The sequence below is a fragment of the Kitasatospora sp. NPDC022785 genome (genome assembly GCF_055561295.1).
The window spans coordinates 399,161-417,714 of sequence record NZ_JBVHHB010000004.1; the positions used below are offsets into that span (position 1 = coordinate 399,161).

Here is an 18,554-nt window from a genome sequence, read left to right on the forward strand (position 1 = left end):
CGGGAAACGCCTCGGGATCAGACGGCGGCGGCCGTCTCCCGGACCTCGGCGAAGTGACACGCCGACTGGTGCTTGGCCGGGCCGCTCAGCACCTCCGGCACCGCCAGCAGCGGGACCTCGGTGGAGCAGCGCTCCTCCGCCTTCCAGCAGCGGGTGCGGAACCGGCAGCCGGACGGCGGGTTGGCCGGCGAGGGGATGTCGCCGGTCAGGATGATCCGGTCACGGCTCTCGCGCGCCGTCGGGTCCGGCACCGGCACCGCGGAGAGCAGCGCCTGGGTGTACGGGTGCGTCGCGTTGTCGTAGATCTCCTCGTCGGTACCGATCTCGACCATCTTGCCCAGGTACATCACGCCGACGCGGTCGGAGATGTGCCGGACGATGGAGAGGTCGTGCGCGATGAACATGTACGACAGCTCGAACTCGCTCTGCAGCTGCTCCAGCAGGTTGATCACCTGCGCCTGCACGGAGACGTCCAGGGCGGAGACCGGCTCGTCGCAGATGATGATCTCGGGCTTGAGCGCGAGGCCGCGGGCGATGCCGATGCGCTGGCGCTGGCCGCCGGAGAACTGGTGCGGGTACCGGTTGATGTACTCCGGGTTCAGGCCGACGACGTCCAGCAGGTCCTGGACGGCCTTGCGGCGGTCGCCCTTCGGAGCCACCTCGGGGTGGATCTCGAACGGCTCGCCGATGATGTCGCCGACCGTCATGCGCGGGTTGAGCGAGGTGTACGGGTCCTGGAACACCATCTGGATGTTGCGGCGGACGGCCTTGAGGGCCGCGCCGGACAGCTTGGAGATGTCCTCGCCCTTGAACAGGACCTCGCCGGAGGTGGCCCGCTCCAGGTTCATCAGCACCTTGGCCAGCGTGGACTTGCCACAGCCGGACTCGCCGACGATGCCGAGGGTCTCGCCCTTCGCCAGCTCGAAGGAGATGCCGTCGACCGCCTTGACCGCGCCGACCTGCTTCTTGAAGAGGATGCCCTGGGTCAGCGGGTAGTGCTTGACCAGGTCCTTGACCTCCAGGATGGGCTCAGCCATGGAGGGTCTCCTTCCAGAGGTGGCACGCGCTGCGGCGGCCGGTGAGCTCCTTGCCGTCCTTGTCGGTCACCTGGTGCAGCTTCGGGATCTCCGTGCGGCACAGGTCGGTGGCGACGTCACAGCGGGGGTTGAACGCGCAGCCGGCCGGGACCTTCAGCAGGTTCGGGGGCAGGCCCTTGATCGCGTACAGCTCCTGGCCCTTCTGGTCCAGGCGCGGGATGGAACGGAGCAGGCCCTTGGTGTAGGGGTGCGCCGGGTTGGCGTACAGGTCACGCACCGGGGCGGTCTCGACGATCCGGCCGGCGTACATGACGGCGATCTTGTCCGCGACGTCGGCGACCACGCCGAGGTCGTGGGTGATCAGGATCAGGCCCATGTTGTACTCGTCCTGCAGCTCGGCGAGCAGGTCCATCACCTGGGCCTGGACGGTGACGTCCAGGGCGGTGGTGGGCTCGTCGGCGATGATCAGGTCGGGCTCCATGGAGAGCGCCATGGCGATCATGATGCGCTGGCGCATGCCGCCGGAGAACTGGTGCGGGTAGTCGCCCACGCGCTGCCTGGCGGCGGGGATGCGCACCCGCTCCATCAGCTCGATGGCCTTCTCCCGGGCCTCCTTCTTGGAAGCGCCGCGGTGCACCCGGAACATCTCGCCGAGCTGGGCGCCGACGGTCATCACCGGGTTCAGCGAGGAGAGCGCGTCCTGGAAGATCATCGCGATCTTCTGGCCGCGGATCAGCCGGCGCTCCTCCTCCTTCATCGCGAGCATGTCCTGCCCGCGGAAGAGGATCTGTCCCTGGCTGATCTTGCCGGGCGGCATGTCGAGGATGCCCATGATGGTCTGGGCGGTCACCGACTTGCCGGAGCCGGACTCGCCGAGCACCGCCAGGGTCTCACCGGCGGCGACGGAGTAGTTGACGCCGTTCACGGCCTTGGCGACGCCGTCCCGAGTGTGGAACTCCACGTGGAGGTCGCGGACCTCCAGCAGCGGGGTGCCAACTTCGAGCCGGCCGCTCTTCTGGTTCTTCTCGATCACGGTGGTCATCGGGTCGTCACCTCTTCTCTCAGCGGAGCTTCGGGTCGAGGGCGTCGCGGACCGCGTCGCCGAGCATGATGAAGGCCAGCACGGTGATGCTCAGCGCGGCCGACGGGAAGAGCAGGACGTGCGGGGCCGCCAGGAAGCGGACCGAGGCATCGCTGATCATCAGGCCCCAGGAGATCTCCGGGGACTGCACGCCGATGCCGAGGTAGGACAGCGCCGCCTCGGCACCGATGTAGACGCCCAGGCTGATCGCCGAGACCACGATGACCGGCGCGATGGCGTTCGGCAGGATGTGCCGGAAGGTGATCCGGCCGCTGCTGGCGCCCAGCGCGCGGGCCGCCATCACGTAGTCGTTGTGCTTGTTGGAGATCACCGAGGCGCGCATGATGCGGAAGATCTGCGGCCAGCCGAGGACGGCCATGACCAGCGACACGGTGTAGGCGTTGCCCTTGCCGAGCATCGACATGATCAGCATGCCGCCGAGCAGCAGCGGGATCGAGAAGAAGATCTCGGTGAAGCGCGACAGGATCGAGTCGGTGATCCCGCCCTTCCAACCGGCCAGCAGGCCGAGGAGCGAGCCGACCACGGTGACCAGCAGCGTGGTCAGGACACCGACGATGATCGAGTTGCGGGCGCCCCACACCGTGCGGGTGTAGACGTCGCAGCCCTGCACGTCGAAGCCGAACCAGTGCTCGGCGCTCGGGCGCTTCAGGGAGTCGGCCAGGTCGCAGGCACCGTTCGCGGTCGGGCTGCCGTCGGTGAACAGCTGCGGAACGGCCGCCATGACCAGCAGGAACAGCACCAGAGCGGCACCGATGATGAAGACCGGGTTGCGGCGCAGGTCGCGCAGCGCGTCCGTCCAGAGGCTGGCCACCCGCTCCGGCTTCTGCTTCTTCTCCGGGGAGGTCTTCGGGCTGTTGTCCTCGGACGGGGCCTCGCTGCCCACGGTGATGGTGTCACTCATAGCGGATCCTCGGGTCGAGCACGGCGTACAGCAGGTCCACGAGCAGGGTGGTGATGAGGTAGATCATCACCAGCAGGGTGACCATGCCGACGATCACCGTGCCCTGCTTCTGGTACACGGACTGGGCGAGCAGGCCGCCGATGCCGTGCATGTTGAAGATCTTCTCGGTGATGACCGCGCCACCCATCAGGCCGCCCAGGTCGGCACCGAGGAAGGTGACGATCGGGATCAGCGCGTTGCGCAGGGCGTGACGGCCGATCACCCGACGGCGCTTCAGGCCCTTGGCGACCGCGGTGCGGACGTAGTCCGCGCGCATGGTCTCCATCAGACTGGTGCGGGTCAGTCGGGCGACGTACGCGAGCGAGGTGGACGCCAGCACGAAGGCCGGCAGCAGGTACGCCCGCAGTCCGTCCTCCTCGTTGAAGGAGACCGGGAAGAAGTCGAAGCCGTAGTCGTTCTTCAGCTTCACGCCCAGCAGCAGCTGGAGGACGAAGCCGGTGACGAAGACCGGGATCGAGATCACGAACAGCGTGCTGATGAGGACCAGCTGGTCGATGAACTTGCCCTTGCGAAGGGCCGCCATGACACCCGCCAGCACGCCCATGACCGCTTCGATGATGAAGGCGACGAAGGCGAGGTTGACGGTGTACGGGAACGCCTCACTGATCATGTCGGTCACGGAGCGACCGGTCAGGCTTTCACCGAGGTTCCCCTGGAAGACCCCCGAGATGTAGTTCCAGTACTGGAGCAGGAAGGGGTCGTTCAGGTGGTACTTCTGGCGGATCATCTCCGCCACGATCGGGTCGGCTCGCTTCTCGCCGGCCAGTGCCTGCACCGGGTCACCGGGCAGGTAGTGAACCAGCGCGTAGATCAGCAGCGTCGCGCCGAGCAGGACAGGGATTGCCTGTATCAGTCGGCGGATGACATAGCGGCCCATCAGACCTCCATACTTTCGGACAAGGAAGGGAGGCGGGAGGACTCGGACTGTAGTCCGGTCCACCCGCCCCCGATCGTCTGACTACCGGATCAGCCGGCGAGCTCGACCTTGGCCAGGTTCATGCGACCCTGGGCGTCGGTGTCGAAGTTCTTGATCTTCTTGGTGTAGGCCGCGGAGGACATGTAGGTGTACACCGGGATGTACGGCAGGTCCTGGACGAGGATGTCGTCGGCCTGCTGGTACAGCTTGATGGCCTCGTCGTCCGTCTTCGCCTGGTCGGCCTGGTCCAGCAGGGTCTCGAACTTGTCGTTGACGTAACCGCCGTAGTTCGAGCCGTTCTCGATCGCGACCTTGGAGAAGATCGGGCGCAGGTAGTCCTCGATCGACGGGTAGTCCATCGACCACGCCATGCGGAAGGCGCCCGAGTACTCCTTCGCGCCCAGCGCGTCCAGGATCTTGCCGAACTTCTCGAACGGCTTGAAGGTGACCTCGACGCCCAGGTTCTTCTTCAGCTGGTTGCCGACGGCCTCGATCCACTCCTTGTGGCCACCGTCGGCGTTGTAGCCCAGCTCGATGGTGTTGTTCGGGACACCGCCGGCCGTGGTGAAGAGCTCCTTGGCCTTGGCCGGGTCGTACTTGGCCGCGTCGCCCATGGCGCCCTTGCGGTAGCCCGGGATCAGCGGGTTGACGAAGTCGTCGGCCGGGACGCGGGTGCCCGAGAAGATGGTCTTGGTGATCGCCTCGCGGTCGATCGCCATCGAGATCGCCTTGCGGATCTCCGGCTTGCCGTACGCGGCCGGGTTGGTCGAGATCGGGAGGCCGATGTAACCGACGCCGGACTCCGGCTTGTAGATGTAGCGGTCGCCGAACTCGCTCTTGACGGTCGACATGGCCGAGATCGGCAGCTTGTCGGTGGCCTGGATGTTGTCGGCGCGCAGGTCGTTGTACGCGGTGTCCAGGTTGTCGTAGATCTTGAAGGTGACGCCCTGGAGCTTCGCCTTGCCGTCCGAGGCCGGGAAGTTCTCGTAGCGCTTGACCTTGATCTGCTTGTTGTGCTCCCAGCTGCCGTCCATCTCGAACGGGCCGTTGCCGATCGGCTTGTCGCCGAAGGCCTTCGGGTCGGCGAAGAACGCCGACGGCAGCGGGTAGAACGGGTTGTACCCGAGCATCGTCTTGAACTGCGAGAACGGCGCCGACAGGGTGACGGTGAAGGTCTTGTCGTCGACGACCTTCAGGCCCTTGAGCTCCTTGGCGGTGGGCTTCTTGTCCTTGCCCGGAGCCAGCTCCTCGGAGCCCTCGATCTTCGCGTAGAACGGGAGGCCCTCGGCGGCGTTGTCCTGGTTGGCGCCCCAGTTCCAGGCGTCGACGAAGGACTTGGCGGTGACCTTCTCGCCGTTGTGGAAGGTGTAGCCGTCCTTCAGCTTGATCGTCCAGACCTTGCTGTCGGGGGACTCGATCGACTCGGCCACGCGCAGGGTCGGGGCGTTGGTCTTGAAGTCGTAGTCGACCAGGCCGGCGAAGAGGGCGTTCTCGACCTCGGTGCCCTCGGACTCCGCGGTGTTCTGCGGCACCAGACCGTGCTGCGGCTCACCGAGCTGGACGGCGATGGAGCCGCCGCCGGAAGCAGCCTTGTCATTGCTCTTCGAGCTGGTGCTGCAAGCGGTCGCCGCAAGGGCGATCGCGGTCGCCGCAACGAGCCACTTGGTCTGGGTTGCACCGCGCATGGGGGATGCCTCCTGAAATCGACTTTCCAACGAGGAGAGCACCGCGGGCGGCTGACGCCGCTTCCGTTGTGCCGTCCGCGCTCGTGGTTTCGGCGCGCACCCCTGCGCGTTAACCCTTGACCCGAGCCTGACTGCACCCACTATGTGTCACGCACGGACACGAAAGTGACCAATGCCGATCTCAATTAGGTCACATGAACGGTCGGTAAGTTTCGAAAATCGGACATATAAGACATACTCAGACAGGCATTAAACGGACAGTCGTCATGAATGACGGACTGTCACGTTCGCTCAGCGGACACCTTGCCGTGGTAAGCGCTATTCCGTTTATACGCGCGTCGACAACTTGGAGTAGTTGAAAACGATCGCCCCCCTCTCCACTGGAAAGGGGGGCGATCGATTCAGGCCAAAGGTTGTTTAAACCCGGGATCAGGCCTTCTTGGCGCGCGAAGCCGAACGGCCACGCTCCTTCTGGTCGAGGACGACCTTACGGATGCGCACCGTCTCCGGGGTCACCTCGATGCACTCGTCCTCGCGGCAGAACTCCAGCGACTGCTCCAGCGAGAGCTTGCGCGGCGGCACCAGGTTCTCGGTGGTGTCGGAGGAAGCGGCACGCATGTTGGTGAGCTTCTTCTCCTTGGTGATGTTGATGTCCATGTCGTCCTGGCGCGAGTTCTCGCCGACGATCATGCCCTCGTACACCTCGGTGGTGGGCTCGACGAAGAGCGTGCCGCGCTCCTGGATGCCCATCATCGCGAACGGCGTCACGACGCCCGCGCGGTCCGCCACCAGCGAACCGTTGTTGCGCATCCGCAGCTCGCCGAACCACGGCTCGTGGCCCTCGAAGATGCTGTGCGCGATGCCGGTGCCGCGGGTGTCGGTCAGGAACTGGGTCCGGAAGCCGATCAGGCCGCGCGACGGGACGATGAACTCCATGCGGACCCAGCCGGAGCCGTGGTTCGTCATGGTCTCCATGCGGCCCTTGCGGGTCGCCATCAGCTGGGTGATCGCGCCGAGGTACTCCTCGGGGCTGTCGATGGTCATCCGCTCGACCGGCTCGTGGGTCTTGCCGTTGATGACCTTGGTGACGACCTGCGGCTTGCCGACGGTCAGCTCGAACAGCTCCCGGCGCATGGTCTCGACCAGGATGGCCAGCGCCAGCTCGCCACGGCCCTGGACCTCCCAGGCGTCCGGACGCTCGGTCGGCAGCACGCGGAGCGAGACGTTACCGATCAGCTCGCGGTCCAGGCGGTCCTTCACCATGCGGGCGGTGACCTTGTGGCCCTTGCCGCCCTTGCCGACCAGCGGCGAGGTGTTGGTGCCGATGACCATCGAGATGGCCGGCTCGTCCACCGTGATGAGCGGCAGCGCGACGGGGTTCTCCAGGTCGGCCAGGGTCTCGCCGATCATGATCTCCGGGATGCCCGCGACGGCGCAGATGTCGCCGGGGCCGGCCACCTCGGCCGGCTTGCGGGTGAGCGCCTCGGTCATCAGCAGCTCGGTGATCTTGACCTGCTGGACCGAGCCGTCCCGCTTCATCCACGCGACCTGCTGGCCCTTGCGCAGCTCGCCCTGCTCGACCCGGCAGAGCGCGATGCGGCCGAGGAAGTTGTCGGCGTCCAGGTTGGTGACGTGGGCCTGGAGCGGCGCGTCCTCGTCGTAGGTCGGGGCCGGGACGTGCTCCAGGATGGTGGAGAAGAACGGCTCCAGCGAGTCGCTGTCGGCCGGCACGGTGCCGTTCTCCGGCTTGGTCATCGAGGCGACGCCGTCACGCGCACAGGCGTAGACGATCGGGAACTCGATCTGGTCCTCGGTGGCGTCGAGGTCCAGGAAGAGGTCGTAGGTCTCGTTGATGACCTCGTCGATCCGGGAGTCCGGGCGGTCGGTCTTGTTGATGCAGAGGATGACCGGCAGCTTGGCCGTCAGCGCCTTGCGGAGCACGAAGCGGGTCTGCGGCAGCGGGCCCTCGGAGGCGTCGACCAGCAGCACGACCGCGTCGACCATCGACAGACCGCGCTCGACCTCGCCACCGAAGTCGGCGTGGCCCGGGGTGTCGATGATGTTGATCGTGATCGGCGCGCCACCCTCCTTGGGGTGGTACTTGACGGCGGTGTTCTTCGCGAGAATGGTGATGCCCTTCTCGCGCTCCAGGTCGTTGGAGTCCATCATCCGGTCGTCGAGGTGCTGGTGGGCGGCGAAGGCGCCGGCCTGCTTCAGCATGGCGTCGACCAGCGTGGTCTTGCCGTGGTCGACGTGGGCGACGATGGCAACGTTGCGGATGTCATTGCGCGTGGGCATGCGGAGCGGATTCTCCCGGAATCGTGGGTTACGGCGCCCGGCCGCGAGACGCCGACCGGCGATCCCTGTCGATCGCCGCCGCCCGTTCCGCCTGCTACTACCGGTCCACCCGCCGGGCAGGACATGCCACGGCTTCCTCCTATCGTACGGGGAACCGCCCAGGTGGGCAGAAACGAGCAGGTCGGTCGGGATCAAGATCACAGGTGGATCACACGCCGCTCACCCGGCGGACGCCGTGCGCGTGCCCGGATCGGGCGCCCCGGTCAGCCGGTGAGGAGGCCCACGTCCTGGAAGCGGGGCCAGCCGAAACCCCACACCCCGGCGCCCGCCACACCCTCCCGGACGGCGACCAGCTCCGGGCGCTGGAACAACGGCACCGAGTGGCCCAGCTGCCAGATCCGGGTGTCGGCCTCCTGGAGCAGGGCGAGGTGGGCGGCGGGGTCGAGTTCCCCGGCGGCGCGGTCGAAGAGGCGGTCGATCTCCTCCGTCCCGGTGCGGCCGTAGTTGGTGCCGGTCTCCAGGGCGCCGTCGGCTCCGGGCCGGGGCTTGGCGTAGACGGGGCGCTGGTCGACCGCCGGGTTGGGGCCGGCCGGCCAGGAGAAGAGGGCGAGGTCGTAGTCGCCGGCGGCCAGGCCGGTGCGGACGAGGGCCTCGGCGGGGAGCGCCACCGGGCGGACGGCGATGCCCGTCCCGGCGAGGTCGGCGGCCAGCGCGTCGGCGGCGCGCCGGGAGGTGGCGGAGCCCGAGGGGATCAGCAGGGAGAGCGAGAGCTCGTGCCCGTTCCTGGTCCGGGTGCCGCCGCCCTTCGGGCGCTTCCAGCCGGCCGCGTCCAGCAGCCGGCCCGGGTCCGCGGTGCCGAGGGCGCTGCTGTTGTCCCGGTAACCGTCCTGGTCGCCGGCGAGCAGGTGGCTGCCGAGCGGGGCGGCGGGTAGCCCGAGCGGGGTGAGCGCCGCGTCGGCGATCCGCCGCCGGTCGACGGCCCGGGCGAGGGCCTGCCGGACGGCCGGGTCGGTGAGCGGCTCCCGGCCTGCGTTGAGGGTGAGCTGGGTGAGCGAGGCGGCGGCGGCCCGGTGGACGGTGATCCCGGGTAGTGCCTCGGCCCGGCGCAGCGCCTGGTCGGCGGCCTCGGCGCGGTCGGCCGAGGTGCCGGGCGCCGGGGCCCGGTCAACCGCCGCCGTGAGCGGGGCGATGTCGAGCAGGTCCTGGCCGAGCGCGTCCAGCCGCCGTTCGGCCGGGGTGGCGAGGAAGTCGATCCGGTCGGCCTTGGGCGGGTCGCCCCACCAGAGCGGGTTGCGCACCAGGGTGACCCGCCCGCCCGCCGCGTCGTACCCGCCCGGCCCGGAGATCACGAAAGGACCCGCCGTCGCCCGCGGACCGCCCGCCAGCGGCCGGCTGAAGGCGGCCGGGGAGGAGGTCACGGCGGCGGGGTAGAGCGGGCCGAAGAGGGACCGCCACTCGGCGTACGGCCGCCGGAAGACGATCCTGATCTCGGACGGGTCCGCGCCCGGGGTGATCGAGTCGATCGCGTCGTACCCGGCGGGGCGGGTGCCGGTGTAGGCGGGGTCGAGGCCGGAGAGGGCGGCTCGCTGGGCGGTGAAGTCGGCGGCCGAGAGCGGGGTGCCGTCGCTCCAGACGGCGTGCGGGTTGAGCCGGTAGGTGACGACCTGTGGCCGCTGCCCGGGCGGGGTGGACTCGGCGGCGGCGAGGTAGTCCGGGTCGGGGACGAGCCGGCCGTGCTCGTCCGGCCGGAACAGCGCGGGGTAGAGGGCGTGCGCGAGCAGCGCCGAGTCTGCGGTCGCCGCCGGCTGGTAGAGGTTCAGCGTGGCGGGGACGCCGTCCAGCGCCCAGCGCAGCGTGCCACCGTCCCCGACGGCGCTGCGGTCGGGCGGGCTGACGTCGCCGGTGACGGCCGTGGGGGCGGCGGACACCGGGACGGGCGCCGGGGTGCGGGCCGGGGCAGGGGCGCCGGAGCAGCCGGCCAGGGCCCCGGCGGCGAGCACCAGCGCGGCGACGGCGGCTGGGGCGGTGAGCTGGCGGACGCGCATGGCGGCCATGGAACGCCGCCGGGGCGCGGCCCGGCCCGCCGACACGGCGGCCGCCGGTCGACTGCACCCGGACAGCCGAACTGTGACCCGCCCGCGCGCCTCCGGGGCGTGGGGCTGCCGCCTACAGGGCCAGCTCGAACCAGACGATCTTGCCCTTGGGCGTGCGCCTGCTGCCCCAGCGCTCGGCCAGCAGGCTGACCAGCTGGAGCCCGCGCCCGCCCTCGTCGGTCTCCTGGGCGCGCCGCTGCCGCGGCTGGGCGTAGCCGTCGTCCCAGACCTCGCAGACCATGGAGCGGTCGCGCAGCAGCCGGAGCCGGATCTCGCCGCGGCCGTGCCGGAGCGCGTTGGTGACCAGCTCGCTGACCAGCAGCTCGGTGGTGTCCACCAGCTCGTCCAGGCCGCGCGCCAGCAGCCAGCTGCAGGCCAGCTCGCGGGCCTTGGCCACCGAGGTGGGCTCGGGCGGCAGGAACCAGTTGCCGACGGCGTCGTCGGGGAAGGCGTGCACCTTGGCCATCAGCAGGGCGATGTCGTCCTCGCCGTGGTGCGGGTTGAGCTCACCGAGGACGTGGTCGCAGAGGTCCTCCAGGCCCTTGCCCTCGGCGGACAGCGCGGTGCGGAAGGCGCGCAGGCCCTCGTCCAGCTGGTGCTTGCGGCTCTCCACCAGACCGTCGGTGTAGAGGCCGAGCACGGCGCCGTCCGGCAGGGTCAGCTCGACCTCCTCGAACGGCTCGCCGCCGACGCCGAGCGGCAGGCCGGGCGGCACGTCGAGCATCCGGGCGGGCTCGCCGGGGCTGAGCAGGACGGGCGGCAGGTGGCCGGCGTTGGCGAAGACGCAGCGGCGGGTGACGGCGTCGTAGACCGCGTAGACGCAGGTCGCGAGGTAGACCTCGCGGGCCTCCTCGTCGGCGGTCGAGGTGAGCCGCCCGTACGGGGTGGGTGAGCTCGCGGGCGCGGAGTCGTCGCCGAGGCCGCGGGCGATCTCGTCGAGGGCGGTGAGCACCTCCGCGGGGTCGAGGTCGAGCATGGCCAGGGTGCGGACGGCGGTCCGCAGCTGGCCCATCGCGACGGCGGCGCGCAGGCCGCGGCCCATCACGTCGCCGATGACCAGGGCGGTGCGGTTGCCGGGCAGCTGGATGACGTCGAACCAGTCGCCGCCGACCTCGGTGTTGTTGTTGCTGGGCAGGTAGCGGCAGGCGATCTCCAGGCCGCTGGCGGCCGGGTTGCCCGGGGGCAGCAGGCTGCGCTGGAGGATCAGGGCGCGCTCGTGCTCGCGGCGGTAGAGCCGGGCGTTGTCGATGCAGACGGCGGCCCGGGCGACCAGCTCCTCGGCGATGGCGACGTCGCGGGCGTCGAAGGGCTCGCTGCCGATCGCCCGGGAGAGCTGGACGAGCCCGAGCACCTGGTCGCGGGCGACCAGCGGGACGATCAGGGTGGAGCGCAGCAGCGGGTCCGGCCCGGGCTCGGGGACGACACTGCGGCCGGTGCGCAGCGCCCGGGCGTGCGGGGAGCGGCGCGGGTAGCAGAGGGTGCCGCCGGCCTCGGCGATGGGCAGGCCGGTGACCGAGCCGAGCACCGAGGAGGCGCCGCCGACCACGCTGGAGACGGCGACCCGGCGCAGTTCGCCGCTGCCGTCGGTGAGCACGCCGTCGCCGTACCGGCCGGCGCTGGGGACGGTCTCGCCGGAGAGCAGCGCGGTGTAGAGGTCGACGGTGGCGAGGTCGCAGAACGGCGGGACGACGACGTCCAGCAGCTCCTTGGCGGTGGTCTCCAGGTCGAGCGTGGAGCCGATGTGGGCGCTGGCCTCGTTGAGCAGGGCGAGGTTGCGGCGGACGCCGTCGGCCTCGCGCTCGGCGACGTGCCGGCTGGTGACGTCGGCGACCTGGCCGGCGACGCCCATCGGCTGGCCGGCCGAGCCGTTCAGCCGGTACAGCGAGACGGCCCAGAGCCGGTTGCCCTCGCGGGTGGGGACGGCCGAGTGGAAGCGCAGGTCGAAGACGGGCTGGCCGGTGGCGACGACCTTGCGCAGCGCGGCGGTCAGCCGGTCGGCCTCGGACTGGGGGAAGAGGTCGTGCGCGGTGAGGCCTTCGAGGTCGGTGGGGGCGAGGCCCATCCCGGAGGCGAAGGCGTCGTTGACGCGCTGGAGCCGGAGCCGGTCGTCGAAGAGGATGAAGCCGGTGGGGGTCTGCCCGAAGACGGCCTCGGAGGCGGCGAGGTCGGTCTCGATCCGCCGCAGCCGGCCGAGGTCGACGGCGAGACAGGTGGCGCCGGCGGTGGGCAGCGCGCTGTCGGGCATCAGGTAGAGCTCGGCGAGCCCCTCCCCGCCGGTGGCGTCGCGGTAGGGCGCCGTGCCCACCCACTCCTCGCCGGCCAGGGTGCGCTCCAGCCGGGCGCGGCCGCGCTGCCAGAGCTCGCGTGGCACGAAGGTGGTGATCGGGTCGGAGCCGACCGCCTCGGCGGCGGGCAGGCCGAAGAACTCGGCGGCCCGGTCGCTCCACTGGCTGATCCGGCCGTCGGGGCCGATCGCGAAGGTGGCGACCCGGATGTAGTCGTAGATCGAGCCTGGGTCCCCGGCGCCCCACTGGTCGGCGCCGACCCCGGGGCGGGCGGCACGGCCCTGCCCGGCGGGTGCGGCCTGGGGGGCCGCGGGGGCGGGCAGGTGTGGGGAACCGGCCTGCCCGGGCACAGCGGCATGACCGCTGCTGCTCGGCGCATTACGCGCCGGGGTGCTGTTCAACGGACCGACCCCTCCAAACCCGCGACCGTCCGGATGCCGAGAAGACCGAGTATTCATCATCGAGGGGTACGTTCACACGCCCTCAACATCACAACATCAGATCGGGCGAAGGTTTTTGTCCTACCGCCCGCGCAACCACAATGCCACGCTCGCGCCCCCTGCCGGAGTACGCGCTCCCCCCGGCGTCCCGATGGCATATGCAGCCCCGTTCTACTCGCGTCCTACTCGTCTCCCGGCTCCTCGGGCTCATTACCCGGCAGCGGCTGCTCGAACCAGACGACCTTGCCCATGCCCTCCGCCCGGGCGCCCCAGCGGAGCGCGAGCCGGCGGACGAGTTCCAGGCCCCGGCCGCCCTCGTCGGCCTCGGCCGCGTGGCGCTCGCGGGGCGGGTCGGGCAGCGGGTCGGAGATCTCGACCAGCAGCGTCTCGCCCAGCGTCAACCGTACGCCGATGGGTGCGCTCGCATAGCGGACGGAGTTGGTGACCAGCTCGCTGACCAGCAGCTCCGCGGTGTCGGTCAGCTCCTCGACGCTCCACTCGGCGAGCGTCGCGCGGACCAGCCGGCGGGCCCGGGAGACGGCGGTCGGTTCGGCGGGCAGCGTCCAGCCGGCCGTCGGGGTGCCGGCCTGGCCGTGGCCGAGACGGGCCAGCAGCAGCGCCACGTCGTCCGGCTCGCGGCCCTGCTCCATGGTGTCCAGCACCGCTTCGCAGGCCGCCTGGATCGAGGCCTGGGGCTGCTGGAGGACGGTGATCAGCCGGCCGAGGCCGACATCGAGGTCCTTGTCCCGGGACTCCACCAGGCCGTCCGTGCAGAGGGCGAGCAGGCTGCCCTCGGGAATCTTCAGTTCGACCGCCTCGAACGGGACGCCGCCGACCCCGAGCGGGGCGCCCGAGGGCAGGTCGAGAATCCGGCCGGCGCCACCGGGCAGCGGACCCCCGGTCCGGGTCGGCTCGTCGGCCCCCTCCCCCGGCACGATCAGCACCGGCGGGATGTGGCCGGCCTTGGCGACCGTCAGCCGGGCGGTGGCCGGGTCGAACACGGCGTAGATGCAGGTCGCCAGCAGCGCCTCGTCCGGCCCCTGCGCGAGGTCGTCGGCCAGCTCGTGGACGTGGCGCAGCAGCACGTCCGGCGGCAGGTCGAGGGCGGCCAGGACGCGGACGGCGGTGCGCAGCCGGCCCATCGTGGCGGCGGCCCGCAGGCCGTGGCCCATCACGTCGCCGACCACCAGCGCCGTGCGGTCCCCGGGCAGCGGGATGACGTCGAACCAGTCGCCGCCGACCTCGGTGCCGCTGCTGCCGGGCACGTACCGGTAGGCGACCTCGACGCCGGTGGGCTGCGGGACCTGCTGCGGCAGCAGGGTGCGCTGCAGGGTCAGCGCGGCGGTGCGCTCGCGGGCGTAGAGCCGGGCGTTGTCGAGCGAGCTGCCGGCCCGGTCGGCCAGCTCGACGGTGAAGGCGAGGTCGTCGCGGTCGAAGCCCTCGCGGTAGCCGGCCCGGCTGACCAGCAGCAGCCCGATCACGATGCCGCGGGCACGCAGCGGCACCACCAGCATCGAGTGCACGCCCAGGTCGTGGGCGGCCTGCATCTTCGGGTCGCCGGGGTAGGTCACGTCGTCCAGCTGGTCGGCGCCGGAGAGCAGCTCCGGGACGCCGGTGCGCAGCACCCGGCCGCAGGCGGAGTCCTCCGCGAAGGTGATCCGGGCGCCGCGGCGCAGCATCACCTCCACTTCGGGGCCGTCCTGGACGGAGGCGGTGCCCAGCTGCAGCAGCGAGGTGCGACGGTCGTGGCCGTGCCGGGGCAGGTCGTCGCCGTGGGCGACGGCCTGGAGCAGGATCACCGCGGAGTGGTCGGTGAGCCGGGGGACGACGGCGCCGGCCAGCTCCTGGGCGATCCGGGAGGCGTCCAGCAGGTCGCCGACGCGGGAGCCGAACTCGTTGAGCAGCGAGAGCCGGCGCCGGGCGTGCTCGACCTTGGCCACCGCCCGGTACCGCTCGGTCACGTCCATCACGGTGCCGGAGATGCCGAGCACCCGGCCGGCCCGGTCGGTCATCCGGCTGTAGGAGATCGAGCGGTAGCCGGAGCGGGCGGTGACGGGGGAGGCGAGGGTGACGTCGATGACCGGCTCGCCGGTGGCCAGCACCTGCCGCTGGATCGCGGTGATCTCGTCGGCGGCCCGCTCCGGCAGGGTCTCGCCGGTGGTGCGGCCGACGTGGTCCTCGGTGCTCATGCCGTTCATCGCGGCCAGGGTCTGGTTCACGGCGGTGTAGCGCAGCTCGGTGTCGAGGACGGCGATGCCCAACGGGGACTGTTCGAACAGCGCGTCGCGGACGGCGAGGTCGCGCTCCACGGCCCGGACGGCGGCCGCCTCGGCCAGGTTGACCTGGAGGAACGGGGTGCCGTCGCCATCCACCAGCAGGGAGATCCGGGCATCCAGGGCGACGGGGGCGCCGTCGCGGTCGCGCAGCTCGGCGGGGCCGGCCCAGCGTCCGTGCCGCAGGGTGTCCTGGATCGCCGCGCGGATCCGGGCGACCTGCTCCTCGTCCGGGATCAGCTCGTCGATCCGGCGCCCCACCAGCAGCTCGTTCGGCCAGCCGAGCAGTTCCTCGGCGGCCGGGCTCCAGAGGACCACCCGGCCGGCGGTGTCGAGGATCGCGATGGCTACCTTGACCACGTCGAGCAGGGTGCCCTCGGTGCGGTCGTCGGGGCCGCCCGGCTCCACGCCGGGGCCGCCGGGGAAGGGCCGCCCGGGGCGGCTCCGGATTCCCGCCGGAGGGGACGCGTCGGCGACCACCAGGGACGGCGCGGGCTGGTCCGGCGGCGGGGCGTCGGGGGCCGCGTTCTCCCCGCCGCGGCGGCGGCCGACCGGCGGCTGCGGCGGCGCTGGGCGCACGCCACGACGCAGCCGGGCGCGCGCGGCTGCGCTCCCCCCGGTGCCCGTGCGCCGCGCTCCCCCGCCGCCGTTACCGGTATTCGACACCGACGGGGCCTCCGGCTCTGGTCGGGATCGGCGGCGCCGGCTGGGGCGGCTCACCGATGGTGACGAATAGTGCCGAAAAGTGACATACCCAGCAGAACCCAGGCTATCCCGGCTTCCGGGTCGGCTTTTCCGATTGACCTACCTGGCGTATTGCGCGTCGCGGCGCCGGCTGCTCGGGCTCCCGTCCGGGCGTTCGCGTGGGCGGGCGGGCGGCGTGTGGCGGGCGGGCGACGGGCGGCAGGCGTGCGTCGGGCGGCAGGCGTGCGGCGGCGGCCGGGGGCCGTGCGCGGTCAGGGGGCGGCCGTGCGCGGTCAGGGGGCCGTGTGCGCCGCTTCGAGCAGCCGGACGATGTCCGGGAGGACGGCCCGGTCGTGGTCCAGCCAGTCGACGCCGTCCAGTTGCTCCGGGCCGAGCCAGCGCAGCTCGTCGTGGTCCTCCAGCGGCCGCGGGTCGCCCGCCAGCAGCTCGGCCACCCAGAGGTGCAGCTCCAGGCCCGGCCGGACCAGCCACGCACCGGGCAGCCGCTCCACGGCCCTCGCCCGGACGCCCAGCTCCTCCAGCAGCTCCCGCTCCAGCGCCTGCACCTCGGTCTCGCCGGGCTCGGCCTTGCCGCCCGGGAACTCCCAGCGCCCGGCCACCTCGGCCGGTGCGCTGCGGCGGGCGGCCAGCACCCGGCCGCGGTGGATGAGCGCGCCGCCGACGACGATCCGGTTCTCCATGGCCCCGACCTTAGGACCTGCGCCCGTCGGGCCCGCGCTCTCCACCCAGTACAGCTGCTTGTGACCGCGCGCCTCGAACTCCGCCGCCATCCGCTCCGCCTCGGCCCGGTCCAGGCCCGTGGCGACCAGGAAGCGGTTGCCGTTGTCGTCCTGCCGCATCACCCGAAAGGTGTCCATGCCGGTGAGCGTAGGGGGTACTCCCCGGGGCGCTCGCAAGCGCGGGTCGAGGGAGTGGCCCCGGCCCGCGTCGCGGGAACGGCCCCGGCCCGCGTGGGGGTCGGGTCGGGGGCCGCGTCCACCGGACGCTACGCCCGGCCCGCTACCGGCAGGTACGGTCCCTGTTAACGGCGGGTAAGGAAGCACGGCCGGTGAGAGCCGCCCGCTCCGGCACGTCGGGGCCACCGGTGGGCGGCACTCCCGGCCGGGCGGGGCGCGAGCGGCGCGGGGTCAGACCTGGATGTCGCCGACCTGCTCGCCCGTCGACAGGCCCAGCTCGCGGCGGATGTCCAAGGTCAGCTTGGCCGACTTGGTCACCACCGCCTTCGCCCGCCGCACCTCGCGTTCGAGCGCGGCTCCGTCGGCCGTCTTGGCCGCGGTGTCCCAGGTGGTGGCGGCCTCCCGCTGGGCGGCGGCCAACTCGGCCACCTTCGCCTTGGCGCCCTCCGGCCAGGCCGTCGAACGCTTGGAGAGCTCGTCGGCCTCCTTGCGGGAGGCGTCCGCCATCTGCCGGGCCCACGCCAGGTACTCGGAGCGCGACCCGGCGACCTCGCCGTCCGGCTCGTTCCAGTACGCGGCGTTGAAGGCGCGGGCGGCCTCCAGGTAGGCGAGCTGGGCCGGGCTCAGGCCGGCGCGGTCGGTCCGGACGCTGCCGCGGTGCTGGGCGTAACGGTCCTCGTAGGTGCAGGTGACGTCGTGCTCGCCGGACTTCCAGTTGCCGCGGCTGGGGTAGAGGTAGACCTCTTCCATGCCGTCCGGCACGGCCCAGTAGTCGAGGGCGTAGTCGTCGAGCACCGGGCCGCAGAGGTCGGCGGCGAGGTCGCGGACGCGGGTCTCGCCCGGATAGGCCGGGCCGTCGCCGTCCGGGATCCGGGCGGTGCCGGCCACCTCGCCGTGGTGCGGAACCGCACAGGGCACCTTCAGCACCCAGAAGACCGTCTGGTCCCTGTCCTCGGGGGCCGAGCCGGCGGCGTTCCCGGGCGGGTTGTAGCAGTCTCCGGCCTTGAGCGAGGACCAGAGCACGGACCCCGGCGGGGCCTTCGGGGCGCGGGCCGGGCGGTCGGCGCGGTCGGACGCGTCGACGCCGGCGGCCAGCACCCCCAGGAAGGCGAGCAGGGTGGCCAGCACCCCGAGGACGCCGAAGATCACGCCGGCCACGGCCATGCCGCGGCCGCGCTCGTTTCGCTTGGGGATCTGGACCAGCGCGACGATGCCGAGGACGAGCGCGATCGGCCACATGCAGAACAGGCCGGTGACCAGCGCGGCGACGGCGAAGCCGTTGGTGGCCCCGGGGGCCTGCGGGTAGGCGTAGCCGGGCTGGAAGCCGGACATCGAGCCGGGCGGGACGGCGGCCCAGCCGGAGGCGGCCGGCGGCGGGCCCGGGAACGGCGGCGGCGGCGGGGCGCCGGCGGGGGCGACTGCCATGGCGGAGGCGGGGGCGGCCCAAGGGTCCGCGGGCGCGGCGAATCCGGTGGGGGCGGTGGGGGCCCCGGGTGCGGTGGGCGCCAGGGGTGCGTCCGGGGCCGGGGGTTCCGCGTCCGCCGTGCCCGGCTTGGTCAGCTCCACCCGGTCGGCCGGCGCCGGAGCATCCGCGGCGGGGGCGTCCATGGCGGGGGCGTCCGTCGCCGGAACGGGCTGGGGAGGATCGGCAGGAGCCGCTGCAACGTCCTGCCCCGTGCCTTCGGCCGCGGGAGCGTCCGGCGCGGGAACGGAAGGCGCAGGGACGTCCGGCACAGGGACGGGAGCGTCGGGATCGGCCTCCACGGGAACGTCCTCCACGGGAACGTCCGGCACAGGGACGGGAGCGTCGGGATCGGGCTTGGACACGTGGACTCCCCCGCCCGGCGGTCACGGGCATCAGCT

Annotated in this window: 11 protein-coding genes; all 11 read right to left on the reverse strand. The window is 71.7% G+C overall.

What is annotated here, in order from left to right; all coding sequences use genetic code 11:
- Positions 1-17: 17 nt before the first annotated feature.
- Positions 18-1,037 (reverse strand): ABC transporter ATP-binding protein, encoded by a 1,020-nt coding sequence (locus ACZ3YO_RS09565; RefSeq protein ID WP_465567000.1) that lies wholly within the window; start codon positions 1,035-1,037, stop codon positions 18-20.
- Positions 1,030-2,079 carry an ABC transporter ATP-binding protein gene (locus ACZ3YO_RS09570; RefSeq protein ID WP_396320658.1) on the reverse strand — a complete coding sequence of 350 codons (1,050 nt, stop codon included), beginning with the start codon at positions 2,077-2,079 and terminating at the stop codon, positions 1,030-1,032. Before ACZ3YO_RS09570 ends, ACZ3YO_RS09565 begins: the two co-directional genes overlap by 8 nt.
- 19 nt (positions 2,080-2,098) lie before the next feature.
- Entirely contained in the window at positions 2,099-3,040 is a 942-nt protein-coding gene (locus ACZ3YO_RS09575; RefSeq protein ID WP_396320657.1) for an ABC transporter permease, read from the reverse strand.
- Entirely contained in the window at positions 3,033-3,977 is a 945-nt protein-coding gene (locus ACZ3YO_RS09580) for an ABC transporter permease (protein WP_396320656.1), read from the reverse strand. Before ACZ3YO_RS09580 ends, ACZ3YO_RS09575 begins: the two co-directional genes overlap by 8 nt.
- 89 nt (positions 3,978-4,066) lie before the next feature.
- Positions 4,067-5,701 carry a peptide ABC transporter substrate-binding protein gene (locus ACZ3YO_RS09585; protein ID WP_465567004.1) on the reverse strand — a complete coding sequence of 545 codons (1,635 nt, stop codon included), beginning with the start codon at positions 5,699-5,701 and terminating at the stop codon, positions 4,067-4,069.
- 429 nt (positions 5,702-6,130) lie between these two features.
- The gene (typA, locus tag ACZ3YO_RS09590) at positions 6,131-7,999 is read right to left on the reverse strand and encodes a translational GTPase TypA (RefSeq protein ID WP_148643081.1); all 1,869 of its coding nucleotides are present in this window, start codon (positions 7,997-7,999) and stop codon (positions 6,131-6,133) included.
- A 263-nt stretch (positions 8,000-8,262) separates the two neighbouring features.
- Positions 8,263-10,044 carry an ABC transporter family substrate-binding protein gene (locus ACZ3YO_RS09595; protein WP_465567007.1) on the reverse strand — a complete coding sequence of 594 codons (1,782 nt, stop codon included), beginning with the start codon at positions 10,042-10,044 and terminating at the stop codon, positions 8,263-8,265.
- 121 nt (positions 10,045-10,165) lie between these two features.
- Positions 10,166-12,778 carry a SpoIIE family protein phosphatase gene (locus tag ACZ3YO_RS09600; RefSeq protein ID WP_465567010.1) on the reverse strand — a complete coding sequence of 871 codons (2,613 nt, stop codon included), beginning with the start codon at positions 12,776-12,778 and terminating at the stop codon, positions 10,166-10,168.
- 221 nt (positions 12,779-12,999) lie between these two features.
- On the reverse strand, positions 13,000-15,669 hold the full coding sequence (locus ACZ3YO_RS09605) for a SpoIIE family protein phosphatase (RefSeq protein ID WP_465567013.1): 2,670 nt from the start codon (positions 15,667-15,669) through the stop codon (positions 13,000-13,002).
- 398 nt (positions 15,670-16,067) lie between these two features.
- Complete coding sequence (locus ACZ3YO_RS09610) at positions 16,068-16,652, reverse strand: NUDIX domain-containing protein (protein ID WP_465567016.1); 585 nt, start codon at positions 16,650-16,652, stop codon at positions 16,068-16,070.
- 270 nt (positions 16,653-16,922) lie between these two features.
- Entirely contained in the window at positions 16,923-18,299 is a 1,377-nt protein-coding gene (locus tag ACZ3YO_RS09615; protein WP_465567019.1) for a DUF4190 domain-containing protein, read from the reverse strand.
- Positions 18,300-18,554 lie beyond the last annotated feature (255 nt).